Origin of the sequence: Pseudomonas sp. ANT_J12 (assembly GCF_008370045.1) — a bacterium.
Lineage (GTDB): Bacteria > Pseudomonadota > Gammaproteobacteria > Pseudomonadales > Pseudomonadaceae > Aquipseudomonas.
Window position 1 is genome coordinate 317809 of sequence record NZ_VOBN01000003.1, and the last position, 23922, is coordinate 341730.

Sequence of the window (23922 nt, forward strand, 5' to 3'; positions counted from 1 at the left end):
AAAAAGTCATTCAACTTCATTGAGGATCTCGAATTTCACCTGATCAGGATAGAACGCCACGTAGTTGCGAATCTGCTCGACCGACACCTTGGGGTTCTCATAGGTCCACACCGCGTTGGCGCCTTCATGCCCCGGGATCTGCAAGCTGAAGTAACTGGCATCGCCCTTGTAGGGGCAATAGCTGGTGTGGTCGGTGCGGGCGTAATATTTTTCGTCGATGTCTTCGCGCGGGACGTAATACACCGGAGGGTAATTGGCCTCCAGCAGCACCAGCGCCCGGGCGGATGCGGCCACCTGAATACCGTGGAACTTCACCAACAGACAGCCGGGTTGCTCGGCGATGGTGATGACAGGACTGGGACCGGAGCTTTTCATGGAATACGTTCCTCATGACGGTGATGAACCTGTAGGAGCAAAGCTTGCTCGCGATGAACGAAAACGCGGTTTACCCGACGTAACGCCATCGCGAGCAAGCTTTGCTCCTACGGGCTGGGCGGGGAAGCAGACCCAAAACCTTGGACCACGACTGTCAGGTATAACCCATGTTTCGCCATCGCGACGGCTTCGCAGCCGAACGGGATCACAAAATCAAAAGATCGCAGCCTGCAGCAGCGCCCACAGGCGCGTAGGCGCTGCCGAAGGCTGCGATCTCTTGATCTTGCCTCACATCAAGCGACGATATCGTTCGCCACTGCCTGCCCCACCATCCCCACCGCGAAATCCACCGCGCCATGGCCGGTCAAATCGACCATCAAACTGGTCTGATTAGTCTCGGCAAACCAGGTCAGGATCGCGTCGCCCGCGTGCCCGGTGAAACCGCTGACGAAATTCAACATCGCATTACCCGAGGCAAATTCGGCGATGCCCGACAGGTCGATCTTGTCCTGGCCGCTGGTGAAATCCATGATCCAGTCCGGCGCGGTCATGGTCGAATCGCTGGCGGCGCCGAACACAAAGGTGTCCGCCCCGGCGCCGCCCCACAACGAATCACCGCCACCGGCACCGTAAAGGATATCGTTGCCCGCCCCGCCTTCCAGACCGTTCGCTGCAGCGTTGCCGATCAGCAGGTCATTGCCCGAACCACCGATGGCATTTTCCAGGGTCACGCCATGCGCGATGGAAACGTTGCCGACCAGACCGCCCACGTCAGAGAACGCGCCTTCGTTGAGGTTGATCTTCTGGTTCTGGCTGAAACCGGAGAAGTCCAGGGTGTCGTTACCGCCGCCATCCCACACCGAAAACACCACTTTCGAGGCGGCCGAGGTGGCGCTGTAGAAGTCGCGTTCGGCGTTGGAATTGAAGCCGTAGACCGTGTCGCTGGCGCGGGTTTCAAGGTTGGCGCCGTAGAGTTTCTGCACCGCCACGATGTCGTCGAGCAACGGGGCCGAGGCATAGGCGCCGCTGCCGTCCTTGCTGAAGTTCTGGTGGGTGTTGCTTTCACTCCAGTAGCTCATGAGGCTGTAGCCACGGGTGTCCTGGGCATAGGTCACGTCGTTGTAGGTCGGGTTGCCGTTGCCGGCGTTGTAGACGCCCGGGTGCGACAGGCCCAGGGTGTGGCCGATTTCGTGGGTCAGGGTCTGGCGCCCGTAGTTGTTGGTGTCCGGGGTTTTGTTGACCTGGTATTGGTCGTTGATCATGTACCAGGACTGGCCGTCGTACTGGCTGCCCTGGGGCAGATAGGCGAACGCCGCGCCGCCGGTGTTGTTGCTGTAGTTGCCGAAGGTCATGTGACCATCACCACCGGCGCCTTCGCGGAAAGTGACATTGGCCACGTCCGACCAGGATTGCATCGCCAGCACCGCCTGGGCCTTTTGCTGGGCGCTGAATTCGCCGAACGTGCCGAGGGCCGGGTTGTAGTTGCCCGGTTTCGAGGTCAGGAAGGTGTAGCTGAGGTCGATCTTGCCGTCGGCATTCTGATCGTGCCAGGACGCGCCTTTGCGCAGGATCTGGTCCGCCGCCTGGTCGGCAGTGAACGACGGCTTGCCGTTGATCAGTGCGCTGCCGCCACGGTCGTACAAGTGGCTGAACGTATCGACGGTCGAGTAGGCGTCACTGGTCCGGGCTTTTGCTTGAGACATGGTTTACGTCCTTGTTCAAAGTAGTCAGTTTCGACAGACCACGGCGATCCCTTGGCGAGATCGTCCTGTCACTCGCCCCATTGCAGGCGCGGTGAAACTGACACAGCTTGATACGTGGCGCTAATCAATTTCTCGATAGCCCTGGGGTTCAACCGTCCGTGGAGCGAGTCAACGCCTCCCACGCGTCAATCTCCCGGGTCATGCTTGCCAGGCGTTCGCGCACCCGTTGCAGCGCATCGCTGCCGAGCAACAAATGCGCTGGCGGTGCGTCGCTGGCAATCAAGGTCAACATGGCCTGGGCGGCTTTGACCGGGTCGCCCAACTGCTTGCCGCTCTTGGCCTGGCGCGCCATGCGGATCGGGTCGAAGGTCGCGTCATAGTCGGCGATGCTGCGCTCGGAGCGGCGCATCGAGCGTCCGGCCCAATCGGTGCGAAACGAGCCCGGCGCCACCGCCGTGACCGCGATGCCGAACGGTTTGAGTTCTTTGCTCAAGGTGTCTGATACCCCTTCCAGGGCAAACTTGCTGCCGCAGTAATAGGCAATGCCGGGCATGGTGATAAAGCCGCCCATGGAAGTGATGTTGATGATGTGCCCGGCCCGACGCTGACGGAAGAACGGCACGAACGCCTTGGTCACGGCCACGGCGCCGAACACGTTGACATCGAACTGTTGGCGCATCTCTTCCAGCGCCGATTCCTCGAAAATCCCTTCATCGCCGTAACCGGCGTTGTTGACCAGCACGTCCACCGGACCGAGGGTGTTTTCGACTTCAGCGACGACCGCGTCGATGGCGCTGAAGTCGGTGACATCCAGGCAGCGGCCGAAAGCGTTTTTCGACGGGTGCTGTTCAAACTCGATGCGCGCCGTTTCGCTGCGCACGGTGCCGATCACCCGGTGGCCTGCGGCCAGAGCTTCGTTAGCCAGCGCCTGGCCGAAGCCACTGCTGACGCCGGTGATGAAGAGGGTTTTGGTGGTCGTCATGGTCGCGTTCTCCTGTGATGTGTTGGCCATGATAGGGCGGCCACGGCGACGGCTGAACGCCGATTACTGTGGGGCTTTTGCCTAATCCTATGAGGCGATTGATTTGCGGCTCGCAGCGGTTCACATTCGAGCCTTGTGTTATCGAGCGGAAAGGTCTTTTGAGCGACTCAGGTATAGATCAAAACGATTGCCAGATACAGACGATTGCGCTGCTGGCGAAACTCGCCCCGGATGAGGGTTACAACCTCACGGCCCTGGCCGATGTGCGTTTGCTGCGCTCCAACCGGGCGCTGGAACGCACGCCGGTGCTCTATGATCCGGGTATCGTCATCGTCTGTCAGGGCCGCAAACGCGGGTACTGGGGCGATGCGACGTACCTCTACGACGCCCAACACTATCTGGCGGTTGCGGTGCCGGTGCCGTTCACCATGGAAACCGACGCCAGTGCCGAGGAGCCGCTGCTGGCGATCTATTTTCATCTGGATTTCAACCTCGCCGCCGACCTGATGCTGCAACTCGACGACCAACCCGTCGCCGCCCCCAAAGGCATGTATGCCTCGCCGATGGAACCGCGCCTGAGCCAATCGGTGCTGCGCCTGCTGGAAGCCCTCGACTCGCCACTGGACGGTCGCCTGCTTGGGCCGGCGCTGGTGCGGGAAATCTACTATCGAATCCTCACCGGCGCCCAGGGCGGGTCAATGCGCGCAGCCCTCGCCGCGCGCGGGCAATTCGGACGCATCTCCCGGGCCCTGCGCAAAATCCACGGCAGCCTCGGCGAGCGGCTCGACGTCGAACACCTGGCCGCGCAAGCGAACATGAGCGTGCCGACCTTCCACGCGCACTTCAAAGCCGTCACCCACACCTCGCCCATGCAGTACCTGAAATCCACACGCCTGCACCAGGCGCGGCTGTTGATGGTGCGCAACGGCTACAGCGTGGCGCGGGCGGCTGCGGACGTCGGGTATGAAAGCGGCTCGCAGTTCAGTCGCGAATTCAAAAGGCTGTTTGGCCGCACGCCTACCGAGGAAGTGGCGCGGATGAAAGGTGCGTTTGCGCTGCCGCCGCCGGTAGAAAATTCGGTGTTTGTGTCGTCGCATTGAGCGGTTAAAGTGCCGGGCCATCACAGCGAAATACCCCAACCTCTGGAGCGCAAAATGGACATTGCAAACATCCCCTTCGGCACCACCGACTGGTCGCAGATCCCACCTACCGAACACCCGGGAGAAACCGGCAGTGCGTTATGGCGCACCCAGCAGTTCGGGGCGATTCGGGTGCGCATCGTCGAGTACACGCCGGGCTACCTGGCCGATCACTGGTGCTCCAAGGGCCATGTGCTGTTTTGTCTTGAAGGCGAACTGCATACCGAGCTGGAGGATGGTCGCCAATTCGTCCTTACACCTGGCATGAGTTATCAGGTGGCGGACAACGCCGAGGCCCATCGATCCTCGACGGCCGTTGGTGCGCGATTGTTTATCGTCGACTGACAGCCAGCGCAACGGTCATCGCGTCAACGGCATGTTCGCGACAAAAAACTCAATAAACACCCGCAACTTCGGCGGCACCTGCCGCCCGGACGGCCAGAGCAGATTGAACTGGCCCTTCTCCCAGGTGAAGTCCTCCAGCACCTCCACCAACCGGCCATCGGCCAGGGCCTCGCACACCACAAAGTCGGCGGCATACGTCAGGCCGAGGCCTTGAATGGCGAGGTCCATGCGTCCTTCCACCGAATTGCAAATCATGGAGCGCGGCAGTTCCAGCTCAACGGGCTGATCGTCCCGATTGAACAGCCACGCCTGCAACTTGCCGGACTTGGGAAAGCGGAAATGGATGCAGGCATGCTGGTGCAGATCTTCCGGCTGCTGCGGCACACCGTGGCGAGCCAGGTAGGCGGGCGATCCGACCGTGAGCATCCGATAAGTGCCCAACGGCCGCGCGGATAGCCCGGAGTCCCTGGGCACGCCGCTGCGGATGACCGCGTCGAAGCCTTCGGTGATGACATCGGTCAGGCGATCCGTGAATTCAAGGTCGAGCTGAATCTGCGGATAGCGCGATTGAAACTCGCCGAAAATCGACACAAAGGGTTTGGCGATCATCGGCAGGCTGACGCGCAGCGGCGAGACGGTCGCTGGGCTTTCACCGAACGCCGGTTCGAGTTGCACTTCCTGACACCATTGGCCGGTTGGAAAGCCGTCGCCAGCACTGAAGCTTCGGCCTAGGCTTCGTCATCGTCAGCAACCTTTTATCTGTATATCCATACAGATAAAGGTTGCCCCAATCAAAATCCCTGCGCATTCTGTACGCCTTCTTCAAACCGACTTGAACGATGGTGGTTATGCAGCTGTACCTCTGTGAAAAACCTTCCCAGGCCAAAGACATCGCGGCTGTGCTCGGCGCCAAGCGCCGGGGCGACGGTTGCTGGCTGGGAACGAACGTCACGGTGACCTGGTGCATCGGCCATCTGCTGGAAACCGCTCCGCCGGATGCCTACGACGCGCGCTACAAGCGCTGGGTGCTGGCGGACCTGCCAATCATCCCCGAAAAGTGGAAGATGACCGTCAAACCGCGCACCGCCAGCCAGTACAAAGCGGTCAAACGCTTGCTCGGCGAAGCCACAGAGCTGGTAATCGCCACCGACGCCGACCGTGAGGGCGAGATGATCGCTCGGGAACTGGTGGAGCATTGCCGTTATCGCGGGCCGATCCAGCGGTTGTGGCTGTCGGCGTTGGACGATGCGTCGATCCGCAAGGCCTTGGCGGCGCTCAAGCCGGGGGCCGAAACCTTCAGTCTCTATCATTCGGCGCTGGGCCGTTCCCGGGCCGACTGGCTGATCGGCATGAACATGAGTCGGCTGTTCACCCTGCTGGGCCGGCAGTCCGGTTATCAAGGGGTGCTGCCGGTGGGTCGCGTGCAAACGCCGACCTTGCGCCTGGTGGTGGATCGGGATCGCAGCATTGCCGATTTCGTCCCCGTCGCCTATTGGGCCATCGACGTGCAACTGCTGCACGATGGCACCGCATTCACCGCCCAGTGGCGTGCAGCTTCCGATGTGTGTGACGATCAGGATCGCTGTCTGAATCAGGCCCTGGCGCAGCAAGCGGCAGCGGCGATGAGCGGCGCGGCGAGCGCCCGGGTGATCAAGCTGCGCACCGAGCGCATGCGAGAAATCGCGCCGTTGCCGTTCGATCTGGGCACCTTGCAGGAAGTCTGCTCGAAGAAACTTGGCCTCGGCGCCCAGGAAACCCTCGATATCGCCCAGGCGCTCTACGAAACCCACAAAGTCATCACTTACCCGCGCAGCGATTGCGGGTTCCTGCCCGTCAGCCAGCACAGCGAAGCTCCCGGTATTCTCGCGGCGCTGCGCCAGGCCGATCCGAGCCTGAACGCGTTGAACGAGCATCTGCAGCCTCAACGCTGCTCACGGGCCTGGAACGATGCCAAGGTCAGCGCGCACCACGGCATCATCCCCACCGCCGCCGCGAAAAACCTCGAACGGCTGGTTGGCAAGCAGCGGGCGGTCTACACCTTGATCCGCGCACGTTATCTGGCGCAGTTCCTGCCCAACCATGAATATGACCGCACCCAGGCCGACTTCGACTGTGCCGGTGAAGCCTTGCGCGCCGTGGGCAAGCAGATCGTCGAACCGGGCTGGAAACGTGCCCTGCCCGAAGCCCTCGCCCCGGCCAAGGGCCGTGAGGCGCCAGCGCCGCAAACCTTGCCGACACTGGCTGAAGGAAGGGATTGCGCGGTGGACGAGGTCAAACTCAAGGATCTCTGGACTCAACCACCCAAGCCATTCACCGAGGGCGACCTGATCAAGGCGATGAAGAACGTCGCCAAACTGGTGGAAGACCCGCTGCTCAAGCAGAAACTCAAGGACACCACCGGGATCGGCACCGAAGCGACCCGCGCCTCGATCATCCAGGGCCTGCTCGACCGGGGCTACCTGGTGAAGAATGGCAAGGCCCTGGCCGCAACGCCGGCAGCGTTCAGCCTGATTGACGCCGTACCGCGGGCCATCGCCGATCCGGGCACCACCGCGATCTGGGAACAGGCCCTGGACATGGTGCAAAGCGGTGAAATGAGCCTGGAGGAATTCGTCACCAAACAGGCCGCGTGGATGAGCAAGCAAGTCGCCCGTTGCGCCGGCCTGAGCATGACCATCAGCGGCCCGGCGAGCCCGGCCGGTCGCGGCGCCACGCCGTGGAAGAAAAAACGCAAGGCCACGGCGCGCAAACCGGCGACCGGCGCCAAGCGCGCCGCCAAACCAGCGAGCAAAGCGTAATGGGTGCGCAGCCAGGCAACAACGGGGCGTTTTAGATTGACGCAAGCTCTTGATTCAACACTTGCCTTTAAGACTCAGCAAAAGGGCGCCTTAACCGGGCGCCATTGAAGATGAGCAGACCCTTCCCCGGCCAGCGCTCTTCGCTTCGTAGAGTTGCTTGTCTGCTGCTTCTATCAAGGCCTGGAAATCAAGATCACCCGAGGGTGTCAATGTGGCGACGCCTAGTGAAATAGTCACCACACGATCAACATCAGACGCAGAGTGCTCGATATCCAATGCCCTGACACACGCTTGCATTCGTGTCGCAATCTCGACCGCTCCAGAAAGATCAGTATTGGGCAAAACGCAGGCAAACTCTTCGCCGCCATATCGAGCCAGCAGATCGTAGGGGCGTCTAACCGTTTCAGCTAATGCCTGGGCAACGGCTCTCAGACAGCCGTCTCCAGCCTGGTGCCCATATCGATCGTTGTAGCGTTTAAAAAAATCGACATCCGCCAGGATCAGCGACAGCGGCTTTTGCTCTCGAAAGCACTGGCGCCAATCGGCGGAAAGGTCCTCATCGAATTTGCGCCGATTGGCCACCCCGGTAAGGCCATCCATCAGCGCCATGGTCCGTAGCAGATCGCTCTGTAACTTCAGGGTCAGATGTGTTCGCACCCGAGCTTTAACAATAACTGGATTGATGGGTTTGCTGATGAAATCCACCGCACCCAGCTCCAGGCCCAGCAGCTCCTCTGACTCCTGTTGCTGTGCGGTAATGAAGATGATGGGAATGCCTTGGGTGGCCGGGTCAGCCTTGAGTCGACGGCATACTTCATACCCGTCCATGCCCTCCATGACCACATCCAGCAGTATCAAATCAGGCTGTTGAGCCTGGCATACGGTGATCGCCTGTTCACCACTGGTGGCCATAAAGACATCAGAGTCCTCACGAAACAGCTCATGCAGTACCCGGATATTCGTCGGCTGATCATCGACAATGAGCAATTTTGGACGGCTGTGGGGATGCGGCAACCAGGTTTCCATCGATTGTTTCATCAGGCAGATCTCAGCAGGTCACGACCGATCGGCATCGCGGCCGAAAAGTCCAGCGACTGGACCCTGGTCACCAATTCGTCGAACCGGGGTCGCAGTGATGGCGGGGTTTTTGCCACCAATGCTTCGGTCAATTCCAGGGCTTGAAGATTACCCGCCTCCAGCAATAGCAAAATCTCTTCAAGGGATTGCTTCCACTGTGTCGGTTTCATGATTTCGTTGCCAGTACTGATCTTTGCTGGAGGGCTCTGACCAAAGTCGACAGTCATCTGCTCAAGACTGAGTTGCAGTAACCTGCTTAATTCGTCAAACCAGGCGACGTCAGCAAAGATGTCCGCCGCAGACGCTGGATCTTTTAATCTGTGCTCCAGATTACCAGCCAGCATTGACAGCGCCTTGGCCCCCATGGTGCCGCTGCTGCCTTTAATGGTATGGAGCACGAAAGCGGCCCCCGCTGCGTCTTGTTGCTGGATCTGTTCGTGCAACCGGATCAGCTGTTTTTCCAGCTCCGGGCCGAAGTTTTTCAGCACGATGCGGATCAAATCGAGGTCGCCACCAAAACGATCAACGATTGACGCCCGGGAATCCATAATGCCTTCGCCCATCATGGTTTGCCCCAGGCCTGAAACTGCCTGGATGCCCTCACGGCCCACCTGCAAGAGCAGCGTTGCGACAAGTTGTTCCAGGTCGATGGGCTTGCCAACATGCTCATTCATCCCTGCGGCAAAACACGCCTCACGGTCGCTATTGGAGGCATTGGCGGTCATCGCCACGATCGGAAGCGTTGCAAAACGCGGGTTTGATCGAATGCGACGGGTCGCCTCCAAGCCATCAATATCCGGCATCTGGATATCCATCAATACGACGTCGAAGCGCTCACTCATCACCTTGCTAACACCTTCCAGTCCGCCTTCCGCCAGCCTCACCTCCGCGCCTTCCCTTGTCAGTAACTCATCGGCAACCTGGCGATTGAGCATATTGTCCTCCACCACCAACAGCCGCAGCCCGGCCAGACGCCGGGGCCGGTCAACCGTTGACCGGGAAAGGGGGGAATGCAGCAGGTCTTTGCCGTTGAGTGCAAGCTCAACAGCATCGGCCAGCTGCTTGGGAGTGACAGGTTTAGTGAGAAAACCCACAAAGGAAGCTTCTCCCGCCTGGTGGGCGTCGGCCAATACTTCGCGGCCGTAAGCAGTGATCATAATGACTACCGGCGGTGGCACACCGTTACCCTGCTGATGGATCAATTGCGCAGCGCTCAGCCCATCCATATCGGACATCCGCCAGTCCATCAGCACCACGTCGTAGGCATTACCTGACGCCTGGGCTTTCTTCACCCATTCCACCGCTTGCGTGCCACCACTCACGCGGTCAGCTTTCCATCCCAAGGCATGAACGGTTCGCAACAGCAATTCACCCGCCATGGCGTTGTCGTCGACGACCAGAATCCGTATGGACGCATCGGCTTCAGGGTGGGTGGATTTCGGCAGAGACGCTGGCGCTACATCCAGAGTGATATCGAACCAGAAACGACTCCCCACACCTTGCTGGCTTTGCACCTGAAGTTCACCGCCCATTAACGCGACCAACCGCTTGCAGATCACCAGGCCCAGGCCTGTACCACCAAAGCGCCGGGAAGTTGAAGCCTCGGCCTGAGTGAATCCTTCAAAAATACGCTGAAGTTGTTCCGGGCTGATACCGATACCCGTATCAGAAACGGCGATGCGCAAGCTCACAGTGTTTTCCGTGCGCAGCCGTTGTTCAACGCTGACCACGATCTGGCCTTCCAAAGTGAACTTGAGGGCATTACCCGCCAGGTTGATCAGCACCTGTTGCAGTCGCAGGCTATCGCCAATCAGATCGTTGGGTAAATTGGAGTCCAGGTCGAACATGACCTCGACTTCTTTCTGGCCCTGGTTGCCTGCCAGCACGACGGCGAGGTCACGCATGAGCGTTTCGAGCTCGAAGGGATGCACATCGAGTTGCAGTTTGCCCGCCTCAATCTTGGAGTAATCGAGGATGTCATTGAGCAAACCCAACAGTGATCTCGCTGCGGACTGCGCTTTGCTCACATAATCGAGTTGGCGACCATCCAGGTCGGTGTTCTGCACCAACTGCAACATACCCAGCACGGCGTTCATCGGTGTGCGTATCTCATGACTCATGTTGGCCAGGAAGGCAGACTTGGCCGCACTTCCTGCATCGGCCTGTTCCTTGGCGTGAAGCAGATGGGACTCGAGTTCGCGCTGGGCAGTGATGTCCCGATTGATACCGGTCACGCGCAAAGCTTCACCGCCCGGACCGCGTTCTATCTGCGCGCCGGCCTGTATGAAACGGGTCTGGCCGTCGGGGCGAACGACACGGAAAATGGTGTCATACACATCCGTGCCCTCGACAGCACCCTTCAACTTTGCAGCCGCGGCCACAACATCATCTGGGTGAACACGCGAGTACCAGTGCTCATAACCCAGGCCGGTATTGCGCAACGACAAAGGCTGCCCGTAGAACTCAAACATGCGGTCATTCCACTTCAAGGCATTGTCAGTCAAGGTCCAGGACCAGACGCCCAGTTCGGCCACTTCAGCCGCCATCAGCAACTGATCGTGCACCGCCATCAGTTCGCTGCGTTGTTCCAGTGTTGTCTTCAGGCTCGCAGCCAGTTCCTTTTCTGCCGCTTTACGTTCGGTAATGTCTACGGCGATACCCAGGTAACCGCTCAACCCCCCCTCGGCGTCGCGCATGGAAGTGACCACCAGCGTGACAGGAACCCGCAAACCATCCTTGCGTATGTAAGTCCACTCTCGGGTTTCTGCGCCTTCAAGCTCAGGTTTATGGGTAAGCACACGAAAACCGATGATGGGCTGAGCGTACTCCTCGCTCAGCTCTACACCACGGGCAGCCACGTCTTCGGGTACATGGAAGAGCGCCGGGGTGTCTTTGCCTACTAACTCCTCGGCGTCATAACCCAACAAATGCTCGGCACCTTTGTTGAACACTCTGATAACGCCATCGAGATCCGTCGCAATGATCGAAACCTCGGTAGCCGAGCGTAGCACCGTGCCCAACAGCAGATTGAGATGCCGCAACTCGGACGTTCGCTGCGCAACCTGCTCCTCAAGGTTGGAATTGAGTTCCAGAATCTGGGCCTCAGCTGCTTTTTTCTCCGAGATATCCCTTAAGGTCTTGGAGGCCCCAACGACGCGACCACCCTCGCCATAAATGGGTGAAATGCTGGCGGAGACATCGATCAGTCGCTGGTCTTTGTGATGGCGTTGGGTGTCAAAGCTACCGATACGCTCTCCCGCCCTGATGCGCGCAAGGATATGAGCTTCCTCGGTGACAAGTGCTGCCGGAACAATCAAATCGGCGAGCGTCTGCCCCACCGCTTCCTCGGCGGTGTACCCAAATAGGTACTCGGCACCTTTGTTCCAGTTGGTGACGACGCCATCGAGTGTCTTTCCGATAATGCCATCTGCCGAACTTTCAACGATGGAAGCCAGCCTTGCCTGCTCGGCAAATATCTGCCGCCGACGTTGACGGCTGACGCTCACGACACTCGCCAGGGTCGCCAGAAGCAGCGTGAGCAAACCACCGAAAAACAGCACAACTTTTGGTGAGACCTGGTGTAGGCGCTGAATGAACAGCGCGTTTGCGTCGAGTTCGATTTTCCACCGTCTCCCGTAGACCTCGAACTCCATCTGATGGGTCATCAGTGTTTCACGGCGAGCCGAGTCGTCGGTGCTTTCATAAAACAGCGTCTCTTGTCCTGGGACGGTGATATCCCTTAATCGTAGATGTACCGTCTCATTTTCTATGCGCAGGCCTCTGAGTACCTCCTCCGTGCGCAACACGACATAGCTCCAGCCAAAAGCGGCGGCCTCGCGTTCAGCAGCAGTTGCCGGAGTCACTGCGCCACGAAAGATGGGTAACAACACCAGGAAGGACTGCTGCGGTTTCCCCTGGGCCTGTATAAGCGTTATGGGCCCAGTGATCCGTGCCGCACCGCTTTGTATCGAGGATTGTGCAGCCTCTCGCCGCGATGTTTCCGAAGCGATGTCCAAGCCAATTGCGGGCTGGTTACCCTCAACAGGGTCGACATACTGGACAACGTAACGCTCGCCTGAATGGGGTGAGAATTGGCGAATGGAGAAATCCGCTTTTCCGTCGGCCCGGGCATGCTTGAGAAAGTCGCTTTCATCCTGCTCCAGGACACGCCTGATAAAGCCCAAGGCACTTGCGCCGGGGAACTCGACAGCGAGGTCGCGCGTTTGATTATATTGATCAAAAATCTCACGACTGACGCCATGCTCACCCGCCGTCAGCACCGCTCCACGAGCGCCCCGCAATCCGTATTGGTAAAGATTAAGGCGAGTTAAAACCAAATCTGCGGCTTCGTCGGTGGCCGCTACGATCGCTTCTTGAGCCTGCTGTTGGTTAACGCGGTCAAGGATCCAGCCGCCTAGAATGCTTGCCCCCGCCCCCACCGCCAGAGTGATGACCACTCCCCAGCTCAATGCAAAAAACTTATGCTTTCTCACCCGCATTGCCCCGTTGCAGAAGACCTGAAAGCCTTCAAATTTTAAGGTTCTAACCCAGTTGGGGGGGCGTCAGCAGCTTAGTTCGTATGCGCAACATCAACGTTAAGCCCGGACGATAAAAATGAAGATATCTGAGTAAAAGGAATCGGACGGCAATACAAATAACCTTGCATGATCTGGCAGCCCTGCCTCAGAAGCGTATCGGCCTGTTCCTGGGTTTCTACACCTTCGGCCACCAATTCAAGTCCTAGCGCCTGGCCCAGCTTGATGATCGCTTCAATGATTGCCGAATCGCTTTTGTCGGTGAGCATATCTCGCACAAAGCTCTGGTCTATTTTCAGCACATCAATGGGAAATCGCTTGAGATAAGCCAGGCTCGAATAACCGGTGCCGAAATCGTCGATCGAAATGCGAACCCCGAGGTTCTTGAGAAGAAAGAGGGTCTCTCGAGCGTTATCAATTTCCCTGGCCAGCACCCCTTCGGTAATCTCCAGTTCCAGGAATCTTGCTTCCAGTCCGGATTCGACCAGGATGCTTTTCACCATGTCCAGAAAGGAGGCTTCGCGAAACTGCACGGCAGAGATGTTCACGCTAATAGAAATGTCATGACCCTGCTCACGAAGCACCCTCGTGTCCTTGCAGGCCTGGAGCAGAACGTATTTTCCAATGGGAATGATCAGCCCGGTTTCCTCTGCCAGAGGAATGAAATCGGCTGGTGAAATCAAGACACCGTCATGATTGCGCCAGCGGATCAGCGCCTCCATCCCGATGATCCGGTGATACCGGGCATCAATTTTCGCCTGGTAAAAAACCTCGAAAACACCTTCTTCCAGGGCGCTACGCATATGGCGCTCAAGTAGGTGCCTGGCACGCAGGCTGCTCTCGATATGTGAAGAGAAAAAACAATAGCGATTACGGCCTGAAAGCTTCGCCTGGTACATGGCGGCATCGGCGTGCCGGTAAAGCGATTCCACATCGCAGCTGTCTTCAGGGAACACACTGATGCCGATGCTCGCGCAAAGGTCGTATCGGTTTGCCTGGATTGAAAAAGGACTGGAGATTGTGGCGAGCACCCTTTCAGCGAAGTCGCCAACGGCATCGAAACTGACTACCTCTGGCAGGAGGAGGATGAACTCGTCCCCTCCTTGTCTGCTGACGGTATCCTCCAAGCGCAGGGATCTCGACAATCGCGATGCAACCTCTTGCAACACCAAATCGCCGACCGAGTGGCCCATCGAATCGTTGATGACTTTGAAGTTATCCAGATCCAGCAGCAGCATCGCCACACGGCCATGGTTGCGACGAGCCTTTTGTAGCGCCTGCTCGGTACGATCCTGCAACAGTATTCTGTTGGGCAGCCCGGTCAATGCATCGTGATTGGCAAGCCTCTTCGCCTCCTTGCGCAAGGCGATATGAGCTTTGATGCGGGCTCTGGCAACCGGGACATTCAGCGGCTTTTGAATGAAGTCCACGCCGCCGCACTCCAGAGCGAGCAGCTCATCGGCTGTCTGCGTATGAGCGCTGACAAAAATGACCGCTGCATCCAACAGTTCGGGATCAGACTTTAGCGCCCGACACACCTCGAAGCCGCTCATGCCTGGCATTTCTATGTCGAGCAAAACCACATCGGGCCTGAATTGGCGCGCAATCTCAAGCGCCTGCTGACCATTTTGGGCGATATAGACCTCAGCTAAATCTTTCACTGCCGTGCTCAGGACTCTTAGATCGGTGACTTGGTCATCGACGATCAGGAGGATGGGTTTGAGACTGAACGTCTTGTCGTGCATTCCGTTACTCCTGCCAAATCCCTTTCATTGAGTGACAAGCCATCCTGAACAGCTTCTATCTGCACCGGAACATCCAGCCGGCCTGGCTCAGGCCAGGCCGGCCAATCGTTGCAGTCTTTCGACGTCAGCTTCGGATTCACCGTTGTTCATGGCGGCGGCAAGGCGCATCACCACTTGTTCGCGCCGAACTTGCATGGGAGGCAGCGCATAAATAGCGCCTATCAACTCACGTAGAACCATAGGCAGTCCCCAGCGTGCTTTCAAGCGAACGGCAAAAGGCGCTGCAAAATCGCGGACAGCGTGCGAGAGCGTTTCTTCGTCCACGCTATTGCCCTGGTTCTCCCATTTCCGGGTCTGGTAAAGCACACAGAGCTCGCCCATGCGGTGCAACAGGGCTGCACACTGCAAGGGTGCAGGGTCCAAACCGCATTGTTGAGCCAATAGAACAACCTTCTCAGCCAACTGCTCAGCATCATCCAAATGAGCCTGGACGAGCGTCATCAACATGCCGTCAAGTTGAGTATTAGTCTGTCGCAGGGCCTGGCTAATCGCCAGGTTCACGCTGGTAAGCCCTCCTAACCGTGTCAGGGCACCGTTCAAATTCGTGCAGCGCTGGCCGAGCCCGAGATACGCGGCACCGTTGGCTGCCGCGATCAAATGGGCGCACAGCGCCGGGTCGTGCTGCCAGTCATTGGCGTGTTCGCGCAAATCCATCGACGCCCCGCCATAGCCTAGTTGAAGCTTGTCCTTTACCGAGGCCAGCAAAGGCAAGTCCAACTCATCGGCAGACAAACCACTGAGATAGCTGATCAGGTCTTCAGTATTGAGCGTGACGGTCTGGGGGGGCTCATCAAGCGGAAGGAGTGCGTCGAGAAACTGTACGACGCGCGAAACCTGGAATGGCTTGGTGAAAAAAGCGCTGATCCGCAGCGATTTTACCGCCAGCACGCTGTCTCGATCAGCGCGACCGGTGATCATGATCAGCGGCGTATCCTGGTCTTTTTCGCGAATTTTCTGCAGCAGGTTGACGCCGGGAGCATCCGGCAGATTCCAGTCGGCCATAACCAACTGGTACGTGTTCGGCTGCCAAGCGTCTAACGCACTGGCGACATCGATAAAGCAATCGATTTGCGCAACCGGGCGGATGCTCAACACGAGCTGTTTTAAAAGATCTGATATCCAGGGGTCATCATCCAGAATCATCACTCGCATTCGGTAATCCTCACTGGATTGACACGCAACTTCACAACGCCTTAGGAACCAGGATTATCGGCCACCTGCAAAAAATTGATGTCGTTGAGATCAATGGATGAGGTTGTAACCAAGCGAATTTGAGTCAGTCACGGCAATTTCCCTTTGGCTGATGGCAAGATGGCATCCTTGAGGCTCGAATCTATTCCTCACCAGCAAACTATACAAGCGCTCAACAAGGCACAGGCTCGCGAGGCATTTGGCGGAAGTTGAAGATGACCGCAACGCCTGAGGGCACTTCGGCAAGCCCCGAATGGTCTAGTGTTGCTCAAGCCAGGCGTTAGCCCCACTTTCTGAAAAGGCACCGACCATGATCATCGTTCACCACCTGAACAACTCCCGTTCCCAGCGCATTCTCTGGCTGCTCGAAGAACTGGCCATCCCCTACGAACTGAAGCTCTATCAGCGCGATCCGAAGACCAACCTCGCGCCACCGGAGCTGAAAGCCATCGATGCCCTGGGCAAGTCCCCGGTAATCGAGGATGGCGCGCAGAAGCTGATCGAGTCCGCCGCGATCATCGACTACCTGATCCGCCGTCATGGCCAGGGTCGTTTGCAACCTGATCCGTCCACCGCCGCCTACGATCAATACGTGCAATGGCTGCACTTCGCCGAAGGCTCGGCCATGCTGCCACTGATGCTCAATCTGTATGTCGGCAAGTTGGGTGAAGCCGGTGCGCCGCTGCATCCACGGATCAATTCGGAAGTGGCCAACTACCTGAGCTACCTCGACACCGCACTGAGCGGCTCCGATTACCTGCTCGGCGATGAGTTCAGCGCTGCGGATATCCAGATGAGCTTTATCGGCGAGATCGCCCGGGCCCAGGGCAAGTTGCGTGACTATCCGCACATCGCTGCGTGGGTTGAACGTTTCCAGGCCCGCCCGGCCTATGCCGCGGCGTTGAAAACAGGCGGAAAATATGACTTCGCGCCCAACTGAGCCTTAAAGATTCGCCATGTCTCGAATAGAACTTCACGCCGCCCAGCGCGATGAGCTGCAGACGATTGAAAACCTGATGCAGTTCTACGTGTATGACTTCAGCGAGTGGCTGCCGCTGAAGCTTGGCGAGCATGGTTTATTCAATATCCAGCCCAAGCCGGGTTACTGGCGCAATCCGGCGACGCAGCCATTCCTGATCTGGGTTGACGGCGAATTGGCCGGGTTCGTGACCGTCGATGACGATACACACGTGGCCGGGGCCGAATTCAACATCGGCTACTTTTTTGTCTGTCGACGCTTTCGTGGCCAAGGCGTCGCGAAGTTTGTCGTCTCTGCCCTCTTGAGCCGATTGCCCGGTCAATGGCAAATTTTCCACATCGACGCGAACCCGCCTGCACGGCGGTTTTGGGCCCGAGAGATGCCTGCGCTCACCTCGGGAGAATTCACAACGCATCAACTGGCAGTGGACGGTTATCCCTGCACGCTCTACCGCTTTGAAACCGCGCCCCACAGCCCTTCAGCCGCCCTTTCCTAATTCCAAAACCACTTTGTCCGACAATATGTAGTGACTAAAAATAATCACTACATAATCGTTGACGCCGTCGATTTGCCCTTGCATGATGCAGGCAACTCCCCGATCGGGAGTACAGGCAACACGTTTGAGCAAGCTCGTCTGACCGCCGAGCTGTTTTTCCCGGATACACGCTGCCCACAAGGCAGATTGAAGAAGCTGACCTGGCCCGAACGTCCAGTACAAGGACGAGAAGCGCTGGCGAAACGTACTCATGAAGCTTGTGGCCGACCCTGAAAACGTCGGCAGTGGCCTTAAGGTTTTCGCCGCTTCTCTTCGTTGTGACGCTATTGCGTAGCAGTTATTCAACACGACTACATGCAACAGACGCGAGACCCCGTCAATTTGGCGGCTGACCGCTGACGTCCTGGTTTCGGTGCCAGGGATCAACTAACCGATGGGCTACCGGTATTAGCGAATCAACTTTGAAAGATCACCAAATGGTCAAGGGGCTTAATGATGAATCTGAACAATCAACCGACTATCGATGAACTGGCTCGTATGTTCGCTGCGCAAAAAGACAGCCACGACAGCCATATCCTGTGGATCAGCAAGTCGGGCCAGGTGCACATGGACTGCCTGTCGCCCCATGCTCACGAAGCAGAGTTCGACCAGAACAACCAGAACTTGCTGGCCCGATTGAAGATGTACCGTCGCGGCCAGGGTTATGTCGGCAAGAAAGCCGCGGCCGATAAGGACTTCATCGGTAATGTTCTGCAAACTCTGAAACAGGCGTGGGCATCGATGCAGAACCAGAACGAAGTTCGGGTGATTGATCGGTTCTATTAATCAAGATTGAAAAAGGGCCTGCTCCCCTCAAGGAGCAGGCCCTTTTTTATGCGCGACGTTTACCGCCACTAAACAGGCTTCATTTCCAACACCAACTCCACAAACGCCAACGCCGCCGCACTGTGGTAATTGTTCTTCCTGCGCAACAACGCCGCGCCCCGCTGCGGCGCTTCACCCTGCAACGCAATCTTGCGCAACGCCCGATCCTCGGTGGCAATCGCCTCCGGCAAAATGGTCGCGACCGCCGTATGCCGAATCACCTCCAGCAACGTACTCACCGAATTCACCTCGATCACCACTTTGGGGGTGATGGCCTGTTGGCGAAAGTAGTCATCGATGGATGATCGAGTGATGAACTCCGGCGCCAGCAACGCAAACTCCAGTTGCGCCACCTCGCTCGGCGCCAGCGTCCCTTGGCTTTCATACAACGGATGATCACGCCCGACCATCAGTCCCAGCGTCTCGACAAACGCCGGGATGCATTCGATCTCGGGATTACGCACCGGCGTAAAGGCAATGGCGATGTCCAGTGAGTCGTCCGCCAGCCCGGCCTCGATGTCGTCCATGGACAGTTCGAAAATCTCCAGATGGATGTTCGGGAAGCGTGCCGAGTAATCGCGCACCAGCGGCCCCACCAAATACGCCATGAAGGTCGGCGTCATCGCCAGACGCAAGGTGCCACGGGACAAATCCTTCACGTCATGCAACGCGCGCTTTCCCGCCTCCAGCTCCACCAGCACCCGCCGGGCGCATTCGATGTAGGCCACGCCGGCGTCGGTGGGTTTGACCGTGCGCGAAGTGCGGTCGAACAGACTGACGCCCAGGGTTTCTTCCAATTGCCGGATCTGTTGCGACAGGGTCGGCTGAGAGACGTGCAGCGCTTCGGCGGCGCGGGTGAAGCCGCCGTGGTCGGCGACGGCGATCAGGTAACGCAGATGTCGGAGCAGCATGGGCAAATCCATCTATAGGCTGTGCTTATGCTGCGCATTGTATATCGGTCTTGGACGCTATGGATCAATCGGCAGAAGATTGCTCCACACACAGCAACAACCCCATCCGATAAAGGAGTCACACCATGCAACAGTCCCACGCTTACAACGACCAGAGTCTGGCCCTGACCACTTCGATCCTCGACGCCAAGGCGCGCAAAAACCTGTCCTGGCAGGACCTGACCGACGGCACCGGCCTGGGCCTGGCGTACGTCACCGCCGCCCTGCTCGGCCAGCACCCACTGCCGGAAGCCGCCGCCAAAGTGGTTGGCGAGAAGCTAGACCTGGACGCTGACAGCATTGCCCGTCTGCAGATCATCCCGCTGCGCGGCAGCCTTTCGGGTGTGCCGACCGACCCGACCATCTACCGCTTCCACGAAATGATCCAGATCTACGGCACCACCTTGAAAGCCCTGGTGCATGAGCAATTCGGCGACGGCATCATCAGCGCCATCAACTTCAAGCTCGACATGAAGAAAGTCGAAGACCCGGAAGGCGGCTCCCGCGCCGTGATCACCCTGGACGGCAAGTTCCTGCCACTGCGTCCTTTCTAACTCAGTACCGGCCCGCACTTAACGTGCGGGCCAACCACCCCGACCTCTTCCACTCACCACGTTCATCTGGAGGCTGCCCCATGCACAAATTTCTGCTCGCACTCTCGCTGATCGCCGGCCTGGCAACCCAGGCTCAGGCCCAGGACAGCGCCGTCGCCTACCAGTACGGCATGGACCTGGATATCGCCCAAGTCGTCAGCATCACCCCGGTCGCCGATGTCTGCGGCCCGGCACCGGTGGAGATGACGTATCTCGATTCCAAAGGCTTGACCCACATTCTGCAATACAGCGAATTCGGCACCGGCTGCTCGAACTGAGCCGCCCCCGTTCAGCACTTATGAGGAAGCACACATGAAAGCGCTCATCGACGGTTTTTTGAAGTTCCAGAACGAAGCCTTTCCACAACGCACCGACCTGTTCAAACACCTGGCCACCACCCAGCACCCCGGCACGTTGTTCATCACCTGTTCCGACAGTCGCGTGGTCCCGGAACTGCTGACCCAGCAAGAACCCGGTGAGCTGTTTGTGATCCGCAACGCCGGCAACATCGTGCCGTCCTACAGCCCCCACCCCGGTGGTGTCTCGGCCACGGTCGAATACGCGGTCGCCGTGCTCGGCGTGACGGACATCGTGATCTGCGGCCATTCCGACTGCGGCGCCATGACCGCCGTGGCCAAGTGCAAATGCATGGATCACCTGCCCGCCGTCAGCGGCTGGTTGCAACACGCCGAGTCGGCCAAGGTCATCAATGAATCCCGCACCCACGCCAATGAAGCGGCCAAGGTCAGTTCGATGGTGCGCGAGAACGTCATCGCGCAACTGGCAAATATCCAGACCCACCCGAGCGTACGCCTGGCCCAGGAAAAAGGCCTGTTGAACCTGCACGGTTGGGTGTACGACATCGAGACCGGTTCGATTGACGCGCTGGACGCTGACAGCCGCCGCTTTGTGTCCTTGGCCGAGCATCCGGTGACGTGCGCGATTCAAGCGCGCTCCGTAGACGCCGCCGCTTGAGAGATGAACATCGATACCCGACGCAGCGCCCCCGGTTAACGGGAGCGCTGCGTTCTCACGCCGACGCTCAGTGGTTTCTTCCGCATTGGGCGGTGTTGACGTGCTGCCTGGCTTGAACACATGCGTGCGCAAACCGCTGGCCTCGACATCGACCACGCCATTGATCGTGCGGGCCAGGTCCATCGCCTGTTCGCACTGTCTATGGGTGTCGACGAGGCCACTCAACGCCACCGTACCGGCGTGAGTCTTGACGTGGATATGCAGGCCAAGACCGGAATCGGCCTTGGTCAGGGCCGATTTGACCCTGGCGGTAATCCACGCATCGCGAGCGACCGTCGCCAGGCCATGGGAGTACTGATCAAAGGAATGAAGTTTCATGGTGAAAACCTCCATGACGCAAACACAGACACCCTTTGAGTATAGTTCGGCCGTTACAGGGCTCAGCGTTTGACCGACAAATCGGTCTGGGTCATGCGGCTGCGAATGGTGAACACCCCATCGCCGGACAGAATCGCGCTACGAGCGAACAGCCGACCGCTTTCCCAGTTCGAAAGGCCCAGTTCCGGCTTGTTCAGCGCGTATTGGCCGTCGACCCAGCGAGTGATGCCGTTGCCGACAAACGGGGCATTCACGGCGTTGTAGAAACGCTCGTGGGCCTCGGCGGTTTCACTGATCAGCGACACGGTGAATTGCGGGCTGTAGCGGTTGAACAAGGTGATGGCCTGATCGAGGTCGTCGACGATTTTCAAGCTGACTTCCGGGGTTTCTTCCCACTCCCACTCGCGACCCAATTGATCTTCCGCCAGCGGCTCGGCCATCGCTTCGGTGACATAGCCTTCGGCGCGGTAGACCTCGACGCTAGCGGTTTGCCAATCGCTCGGCAGGAATGATTCGCTGCCCTCGACGATGTGCAATTTGCAGCCCTGGCCGCGAGCCGTGCCGGCCTGTTGCAAGGCGTCGAGAAACAGCGGCACCAGTTCAGCGGCGCGGTCGCGCTGGATCAGGCAGACGTTGAGGGTGTTGCAGACTTTGCGGTCCAGGGAGTTGCGCACCACGGCGGCAAATCGCGTGGCATCCGCGCCTTGATCGGCGATCAGCCAGGCACCGCCAGTGCCATGCAGGCTGACGGCGGTGCCGGCCTGTTGGGCGATGCTGCCCAGTTGACTGACCGCTCGACCCGACCCACGGGCCACGGCCAGCGACAGACGTCGATCTGCAAACATCGCCCAACCGGCCGCGTGATTGACGCTCTCCACCAGCGACACCGCGCCGGCCGGCAACCCGGCATCGGCCAGCGCCGGATTCAACGCGTGCGCGACGATGGCTTGCGCGGTGCCCAGCGCGTCGCTGCCAATGCGCAGCACGGCGGTGTTGCCGGTACGCAGTACGCCAGCGGCGTCGGCAAACACATTCGGCCGCCCTTCGAAGACGAAGGCGACGATGCCCAGCGGCGACACCACTTGCTCGACTTTCCAGCCGTCATGCTCAACACAACTGATGACTTTGCCGCGCGTGGCCGACGCATCGCGCCAGGCCCGCAGGCCGGCGATCATGTCGCGACGCATGCGCTCATCGGCCAGCAACCGCGTGGTGGAACGCCCGCGAGCCTTGGCGCGCTCGATGTCAGCCAGGTTCGCGGCTTCGATCAAGGCCCAGGTTTCGGCGGTTTCCAGGCGTTGGGCGAACAGGTCAAAGAACTTGCTGATGGCCGCGTCCGACACCGCCGACATCGCCGTGAACGCCGATTGCGCGCGCTCGATCGCCACTGTCGCTGCTTGCTGGTCCACTACCGGGATCAACAACAATTCGCCGCTGACCTGTTCCACCAGCAAATGGTCACCGGGCTGAAAACGTGCCGCGAGTTCGGGGCTGACCACGGAGACACGATTACCGGCAAAAGGGATTGGCGTGCCAGCGACGAGACGTTCGAGCATCAGGGACATGAAGCGGTTTCACCATGCAGGGGGCGGCCGGAAAATGTATAGGAAATTCGCCGAAGCGTCATTACCGGCGCAGGACCTTAGAACACCGACCAGCCAATCCGCTGGCTCAACAACTCCAGCGCCGCCATCCCCGCCAGCGAATTACCCGCCGCGTTCAGCTCCGGCGACCACACGCACACCGTGAATTGCCCCGGCACCACCGCGACAATCCCGCCACCGACGCCGCTCTTGCCGGGCAGGCCGACGCGGTAGGCAAAGTTGCCCGCTTCGTCGTAAAGGCCGCTGGTGGCCATGATCGAGTTGACTTGCTGGGTCTGCCGGGCGGTGAGGATCTGTTCGCCGCTGTGTTTGCAGAAGCCGTCATTGGCCAGGAAGCAGAACGCTCGCGCCAAATCGACGCAACTCATGCGCAGCGCGCAGTGGCTGAAGTAGCTGCGCAGTACTGCTTCGACGTCGTTGTGGAAATTGCCGAAGGATTGCATCAGGTAAGCCATCGCCGCGTTGCGCGCGCGGTGCTGGTATTCGGATTCGGCGACCTTGCCGTCCACCATCACTTGCGGGTTGCCGGACAAGCGCCGCACGAAATCACGCATCGACAGGGCCGGTGCGGCGAAGCGCGACTGGTTGATGTCGCAGATCACCAGCGCCCCGGCGTTGATGAACGGATTGCGCGGGCGGCCGCGCTCGAATTCCAGCTGCACCAGGGAGTTGAACGGCTGGCCAGACGGCTCGTGGCCCAGGCGTTCCCAGATCGCTTCGCCGGAATGATCGATGGCCTGCACCAGGCTGAACACCTTGGAAATACTCTGCACCGAGAACAGCGTCTCGGCGTCCCCGGCGCAGTACAGTTCGCCGTCGTTACCGTACACGGCAATGCCCAATTGGTTGGCCGGCACCGTGCCGAGGGCGGGAATGTAGTCAGCCACCTTGCCCTGGCCGATCAGGGGACGAACTGCGTCAAGGATCTCGTTCAACAGCGCTTGCATGCCGGGTTCCGAAGTCTCGCCCCATGGGTTTGCGGGGACACAGTCGCTAGACGCCACTGGCGCGTGACGGATCACAGTTTTGTAGGGGAATGTATCTGGCGCACATGCTGATACATGAAGAGGCTTTCAGGACATATCGCCCACACACCGCACTGGAACACTCCGGTTGTCTGCTGACCTCGGTCG

The 23922-nt window shown here is 58.9% G+C and carries 21 protein-coding genes and 1 pseudogene; 9 read left to right on the forward strand and 13 right to left on the reverse strand.

The genetic code is table 11. The features are described from left to right. Positions 1-6 precede the first annotated feature (6 nt). The 3 genes from FQ192_RS09695 to FQ192_RS09705 form a co-directional block, all read right to left on the reverse strand. Positions 7-375 (reverse strand): DUF427 domain-containing protein, encoded by a 369-nt coding sequence (locus FQ192_RS09695; protein ID WP_149658416.1) that lies wholly within the window; start codon positions 373-375, stop codon positions 7-9. 293 nt (positions 376-668) lie between these two features. After that, on the reverse strand, positions 669-2078 hold the full coding sequence (locus FQ192_RS09700; RefSeq protein WP_149658417.1) for a serralysin family metalloprotease: 1410 nt from the start codon (positions 2076-2078) through the stop codon (positions 669-671). 148 nt (positions 2079-2226) lie between these two features. Continuing rightward, positions 2227-3060, reverse strand: coding sequence for an oxidoreductase (locus FQ192_RS09705; protein ID WP_149658418.1), 834 nt, complete (start codon positions 3058-3060; stop codon positions 2227-2229). Between the two features lie 173 nt (positions 3061-3233). Between FQ192_RS09705 and FQ192_RS09710 the strand changes: the two genes are divergently transcribed. Then, on the forward strand, positions 3234-4160 hold the full coding sequence (locus FQ192_RS09710) for an AraC family transcriptional regulator N-terminal domain-containing protein (protein ID WP_372242336.1): 927 nt from the start codon (positions 3234-3236) through the stop codon (positions 4158-4160). A 54-nt stretch (positions 4161-4214) separates the two neighbouring features. Then, positions 4215-4544 (forward strand): DHCW motif cupin fold protein, encoded by a 330-nt coding sequence (locus tag FQ192_RS09715; protein WP_149658420.1) that lies wholly within the window; start codon positions 4215-4217, stop codon positions 4542-4544. 15 nt (positions 4545-4559) lie between these two features. On the opposite strand, the gene FQ192_RS09720 is transcribed toward FQ192_RS09715, so the two are convergent. Beyond that, positions 4560-5219 carry a LysR substrate-binding domain-containing protein gene (locus tag FQ192_RS09720; protein ID WP_256672241.1) on the reverse strand — a complete coding sequence of 220 codons (660 nt, stop codon included), beginning with the start codon at positions 5217-5219 and terminating at the stop codon, positions 4560-4562. Positions 5220-5392: 173 nt separating this feature from the next. On the opposite strand from FQ192_RS09720, the gene FQ192_RS09730 reads away from it, so the two are divergent. Next, a complete protein-coding gene (locus FQ192_RS09730) occupies positions 5393-7342 on the forward strand; it encodes a DNA topoisomerase III (RefSeq protein WP_149658422.1) in 1950 nt (649 codons plus the stop codon). Between the two features lie 90 nt (positions 7343-7432). Here the strand turns inward: FQ192_RS09730 and FQ192_RS09735 are convergent, their stop codons facing one another. From FQ192_RS09735 to FQ192_RS09750, 4 genes are all read right to left on the reverse strand, one after another. Then, positions 7433-8380 carry a diguanylate cyclase gene (locus FQ192_RS09735; RefSeq protein WP_149658423.1) on the reverse strand — a complete coding sequence of 316 codons (948 nt, stop codon included), beginning with the start codon at positions 8378-8380 and terminating at the stop codon, positions 7433-7435. Continuing rightward, a complete protein-coding gene (locus tag FQ192_RS09740; RefSeq protein WP_149658424.1) occupies positions 8380-12918 on the reverse strand; it encodes a CHASE domain-containing protein in 4539 nt (1512 codons plus the stop codon). Before FQ192_RS09740 ends, FQ192_RS09735 begins: the two co-directional genes overlap by 1 nt. A 71-nt stretch (positions 12919-12989) precedes the next feature. Next, entirely contained in the window at positions 12990-14699 is a 1710-nt protein-coding gene (locus tag FQ192_RS09745) for an EAL domain-containing protein (protein WP_149658425.1), read from the reverse strand. 87 nt (positions 14700-14786) lie between these two features. Continuing rightward, positions 14787-15911, reverse strand: a complete 1125-nt coding sequence (locus FQ192_RS09750) for a response regulator (RefSeq protein WP_149658426.1) — start codon at positions 15909-15911, stop codon at positions 14787-14789. 349 nt (positions 15912-16260) lie between these two features. Between FQ192_RS09750 and FQ192_RS09755 the strand changes: the two genes are divergently transcribed. Both FQ192_RS09755 and FQ192_RS09760 read left to right on the forward strand, forming a co-directional pair. Beyond that, positions 16261-16890 carry a glutathione S-transferase family protein gene (locus FQ192_RS09755; RefSeq protein WP_149658427.1) on the forward strand — a complete coding sequence of 210 codons (630 nt, stop codon included), beginning with the start codon at positions 16261-16263 and terminating at the stop codon, positions 16888-16890. Between the two features lie 16 nt (positions 16891-16906). Beyond that, positions 16907-17425 carry a GNAT family N-acetyltransferase gene (locus FQ192_RS09760; RefSeq protein ID WP_149658428.1) on the forward strand — a complete coding sequence of 173 codons (519 nt, stop codon included), beginning with the start codon at positions 16907-16909 and terminating at the stop codon, positions 17423-17425. Here FQ192_RS09760 and FQ192_RS09765 read toward each other — a convergent pair. Further along, entirely contained in the window at positions 17408-17677 is a 270-nt protein-coding gene (locus FQ192_RS09765) for a hypothetical protein (protein WP_149658429.1), read from the reverse strand. The genes FQ192_RS09760 and FQ192_RS09765 overlap by 18 nt on opposite strands. 243 nt (positions 17678-17920) lie before the next feature. On the opposite strand from FQ192_RS09765, the gene FQ192_RS09770 reads away from it, so the two are divergent. After that, positions 17921-18250 carry a hypothetical protein gene (locus FQ192_RS09770; protein ID WP_133836029.1) on the forward strand — a complete coding sequence of 110 codons (330 nt, stop codon included), beginning with the start codon at positions 17921-17923 and terminating at the stop codon, positions 18248-18250. 68 nt (positions 18251-18318) lie between these two features. Here FQ192_RS09770 and cynR read toward each other — a convergent pair whose 3' ends face one another. Then, on the reverse strand, positions 18319-19200 hold the full coding sequence (gene cynR / locus FQ192_RS09775; protein ID WP_149658430.1) for a transcriptional regulator CynR: 882 nt from the start codon (positions 19198-19200) through the stop codon (positions 18319-18321). A gap of 125 nt (positions 19201-19325) precedes the next feature. Here cynR and cynS point away from each other — a divergent pair, with 125 nt between their 5' ends. From cynS to FQ192_RS09790, 3 genes are all read left to right on the forward strand, one after another. After that, positions 19326-19793 carry a cyanase gene (cynS, locus tag FQ192_RS09780; protein ID WP_133836027.1) on the forward strand — a complete coding sequence of 156 codons (468 nt, stop codon included), beginning with the start codon at positions 19326-19328 and terminating at the stop codon, positions 19791-19793. Positions 19794-19873: 80 nt separating this feature from the next. Further along, a complete protein-coding gene (locus FQ192_RS09785) occupies positions 19874-20110 on the forward strand; it encodes a DUF2790 domain-containing protein (RefSeq protein ID WP_149658431.1) in 237 nt (78 codons plus the stop codon). 34 nt (positions 20111-20144) lie between these two features. Next, positions 20145-20807 carry a carbonic anhydrase gene (locus tag FQ192_RS09790; protein ID WP_149658432.1) on the forward strand — a complete coding sequence of 221 codons (663 nt, stop codon included), beginning with the start codon at positions 20145-20147 and terminating at the stop codon, positions 20805-20807. Positions 20808-20855: 48 nt separating this feature from the next. On the opposite strand, the pseudogene FQ192_RS09795 reads toward FQ192_RS09790, so the two are convergent. From FQ192_RS09795 to glsB, 3 genes and pseudogenes are all read right to left on the reverse strand, one after another. Next, a pseudogene (locus FQ192_RS09795) lies at positions 20856-21185 on the reverse strand (BON domain-containing protein); the annotation flags it as partial. 62 nt (positions 21186-21247) lie between these two features. After that, positions 21248-22750: an aldehyde dehydrogenase family protein gene (locus tag FQ192_RS09800; protein WP_149658433.1), complete on the reverse strand. Its 1503-nt coding sequence runs from the start codon at positions 22748-22750 to the stop codon at positions 21248-21250. 77 nt (positions 22751-22827) lie between these two features. Next, complete coding sequence (gene glsB, locus FQ192_RS09805) at positions 22828-23736, reverse strand: glutaminase B (RefSeq protein ID WP_149658434.1); 909 nt, start codon at positions 23734-23736, stop codon at positions 22828-22830. Between the last annotated feature and the right edge of the window lie 186 nt (positions 23737-23922).

What these genes read in the sequence shown, in the direction of transcription:
- cynS (WP_133836027.1), top strand. Translation starts at nt 19,326, where the DNA reads ATGCAACAGTCCCACGCTTACAACGACCAGAGTCTGGCCCTGACCACT.
- FQ192_RS09770 (WP_133836029.1), top strand. Translation starts at nt 17,921, where the DNA reads ATGAATCTGAACAATCAACCGACTATCGATGAACTGGCTCGTATGTTC.
- FQ192_RS09760 (WP_149658428.1), top strand. Translation starts at nt 16,907, where the DNA reads ATGTCTCGAATAGAACTTCACGCCGCCCAGCGCGATGAGCTGCAGACG.
- FQ192_RS09715 (WP_149658420.1), top strand. Translation starts at nt 4,215, where the DNA reads ATGGACATTGCAAACATCCCCTTCGGCACCACCGACTGGTCGCAGATC.
- FQ192_RS09740 (WP_149658424.1), bottom strand. Translation starts at nt 12,918, where the DNA reads ATGCGGGTGAGAAAGCATAAGTTTTTTGCATTGAGCTGGGGAGTGGTC.
- FQ192_RS09705 (WP_149658418.1), bottom strand. Translation starts at nt 3,060, where the DNA reads ATGACGACCACCAAAACCCTCTTCATCACCGGCGTCAGCAGTGGCTTC.
- FQ192_RS09730 (WP_149658422.1), top strand. Translation starts at nt 5,393, where the DNA reads ATGCAGCTGTACCTCTGTGAAAAACCTTCCCAGGCCAAAGACATCGCG.
- FQ192_RS09800 (WP_149658433.1), bottom strand. Translation starts at nt 22,750, where the DNA reads ATGTCCCTGATGCTCGAACGTCTCGTCGCTGGCACGCCAATCCCTTTT.
- FQ192_RS09745 (WP_149658425.1), bottom strand. Translation starts at nt 14,699, where the DNA reads ATGCACGACAAGACGTTCAGTCTCAAACCCATCCTCCTGATCGTCGAT.
- FQ192_RS09750 (WP_149658426.1), bottom strand. Translation starts at nt 15,911, where the DNA reads ATGCGAGTGATGATTCTGGATGATGACCCCTGGATATCAGATCTTTTA.
- FQ192_RS09695 (WP_149658416.1), bottom strand. Translation starts at nt 375, where the DNA reads ATGAAAAGCTCCGGTCCCAGTCCTGTCATCACCATCGCCGAGCAACCC.
- FQ192_RS09790 (WP_149658432.1), top strand. Translation starts at nt 20,145, where the DNA reads ATGAAAGCGCTCATCGACGGTTTTTTGAAGTTCCAGAACGAAGCCTTT.
- cynR (WP_149658430.1), bottom strand. Translation starts at nt 19,200, where the DNA reads ATGCTGCTCCGACATCTGCGTTACCTGATCGCCGTCGCCGACCACGGC.
- FQ192_RS09700 (WP_149658417.1), bottom strand. Translation starts at nt 2,078, where the DNA reads ATGTCTCAAGCAAAAGCCCGGACCAGTGACGCCTACTCGACCGTCGAT.
- FQ192_RS09785 (WP_149658431.1), top strand. Translation starts at nt 19,874, where the DNA reads ATGCACAAATTTCTGCTCGCACTCTCGCTGATCGCCGGCCTGGCAACC.
- FQ192_RS09755 (WP_149658427.1), top strand. Translation starts at nt 16,261, where the DNA reads ATGATCATCGTTCACCACCTGAACAACTCCCGTTCCCAGCGCATTCTC.
- glsB (WP_149658434.1), bottom strand. Translation starts at nt 23,736, where the DNA reads ATGCAAGCGCTGTTGAACGAGATCCTTGACGCAGTTCGTCCCCTGATC.
- FQ192_RS09765 (WP_149658429.1), bottom strand. Translation starts at nt 17,677, where the DNA reads ATGAGTACGTTTCGCCAGCGCTTCTCGTCCTTGTACTGGACGTTCGGG.
- FQ192_RS09735 (WP_149658423.1), bottom strand. Translation starts at nt 8,380, where the DNA reads ATGAAACAATCGATGGAAACCTGGTTGCCGCATCCCCACAGCCGTCCA.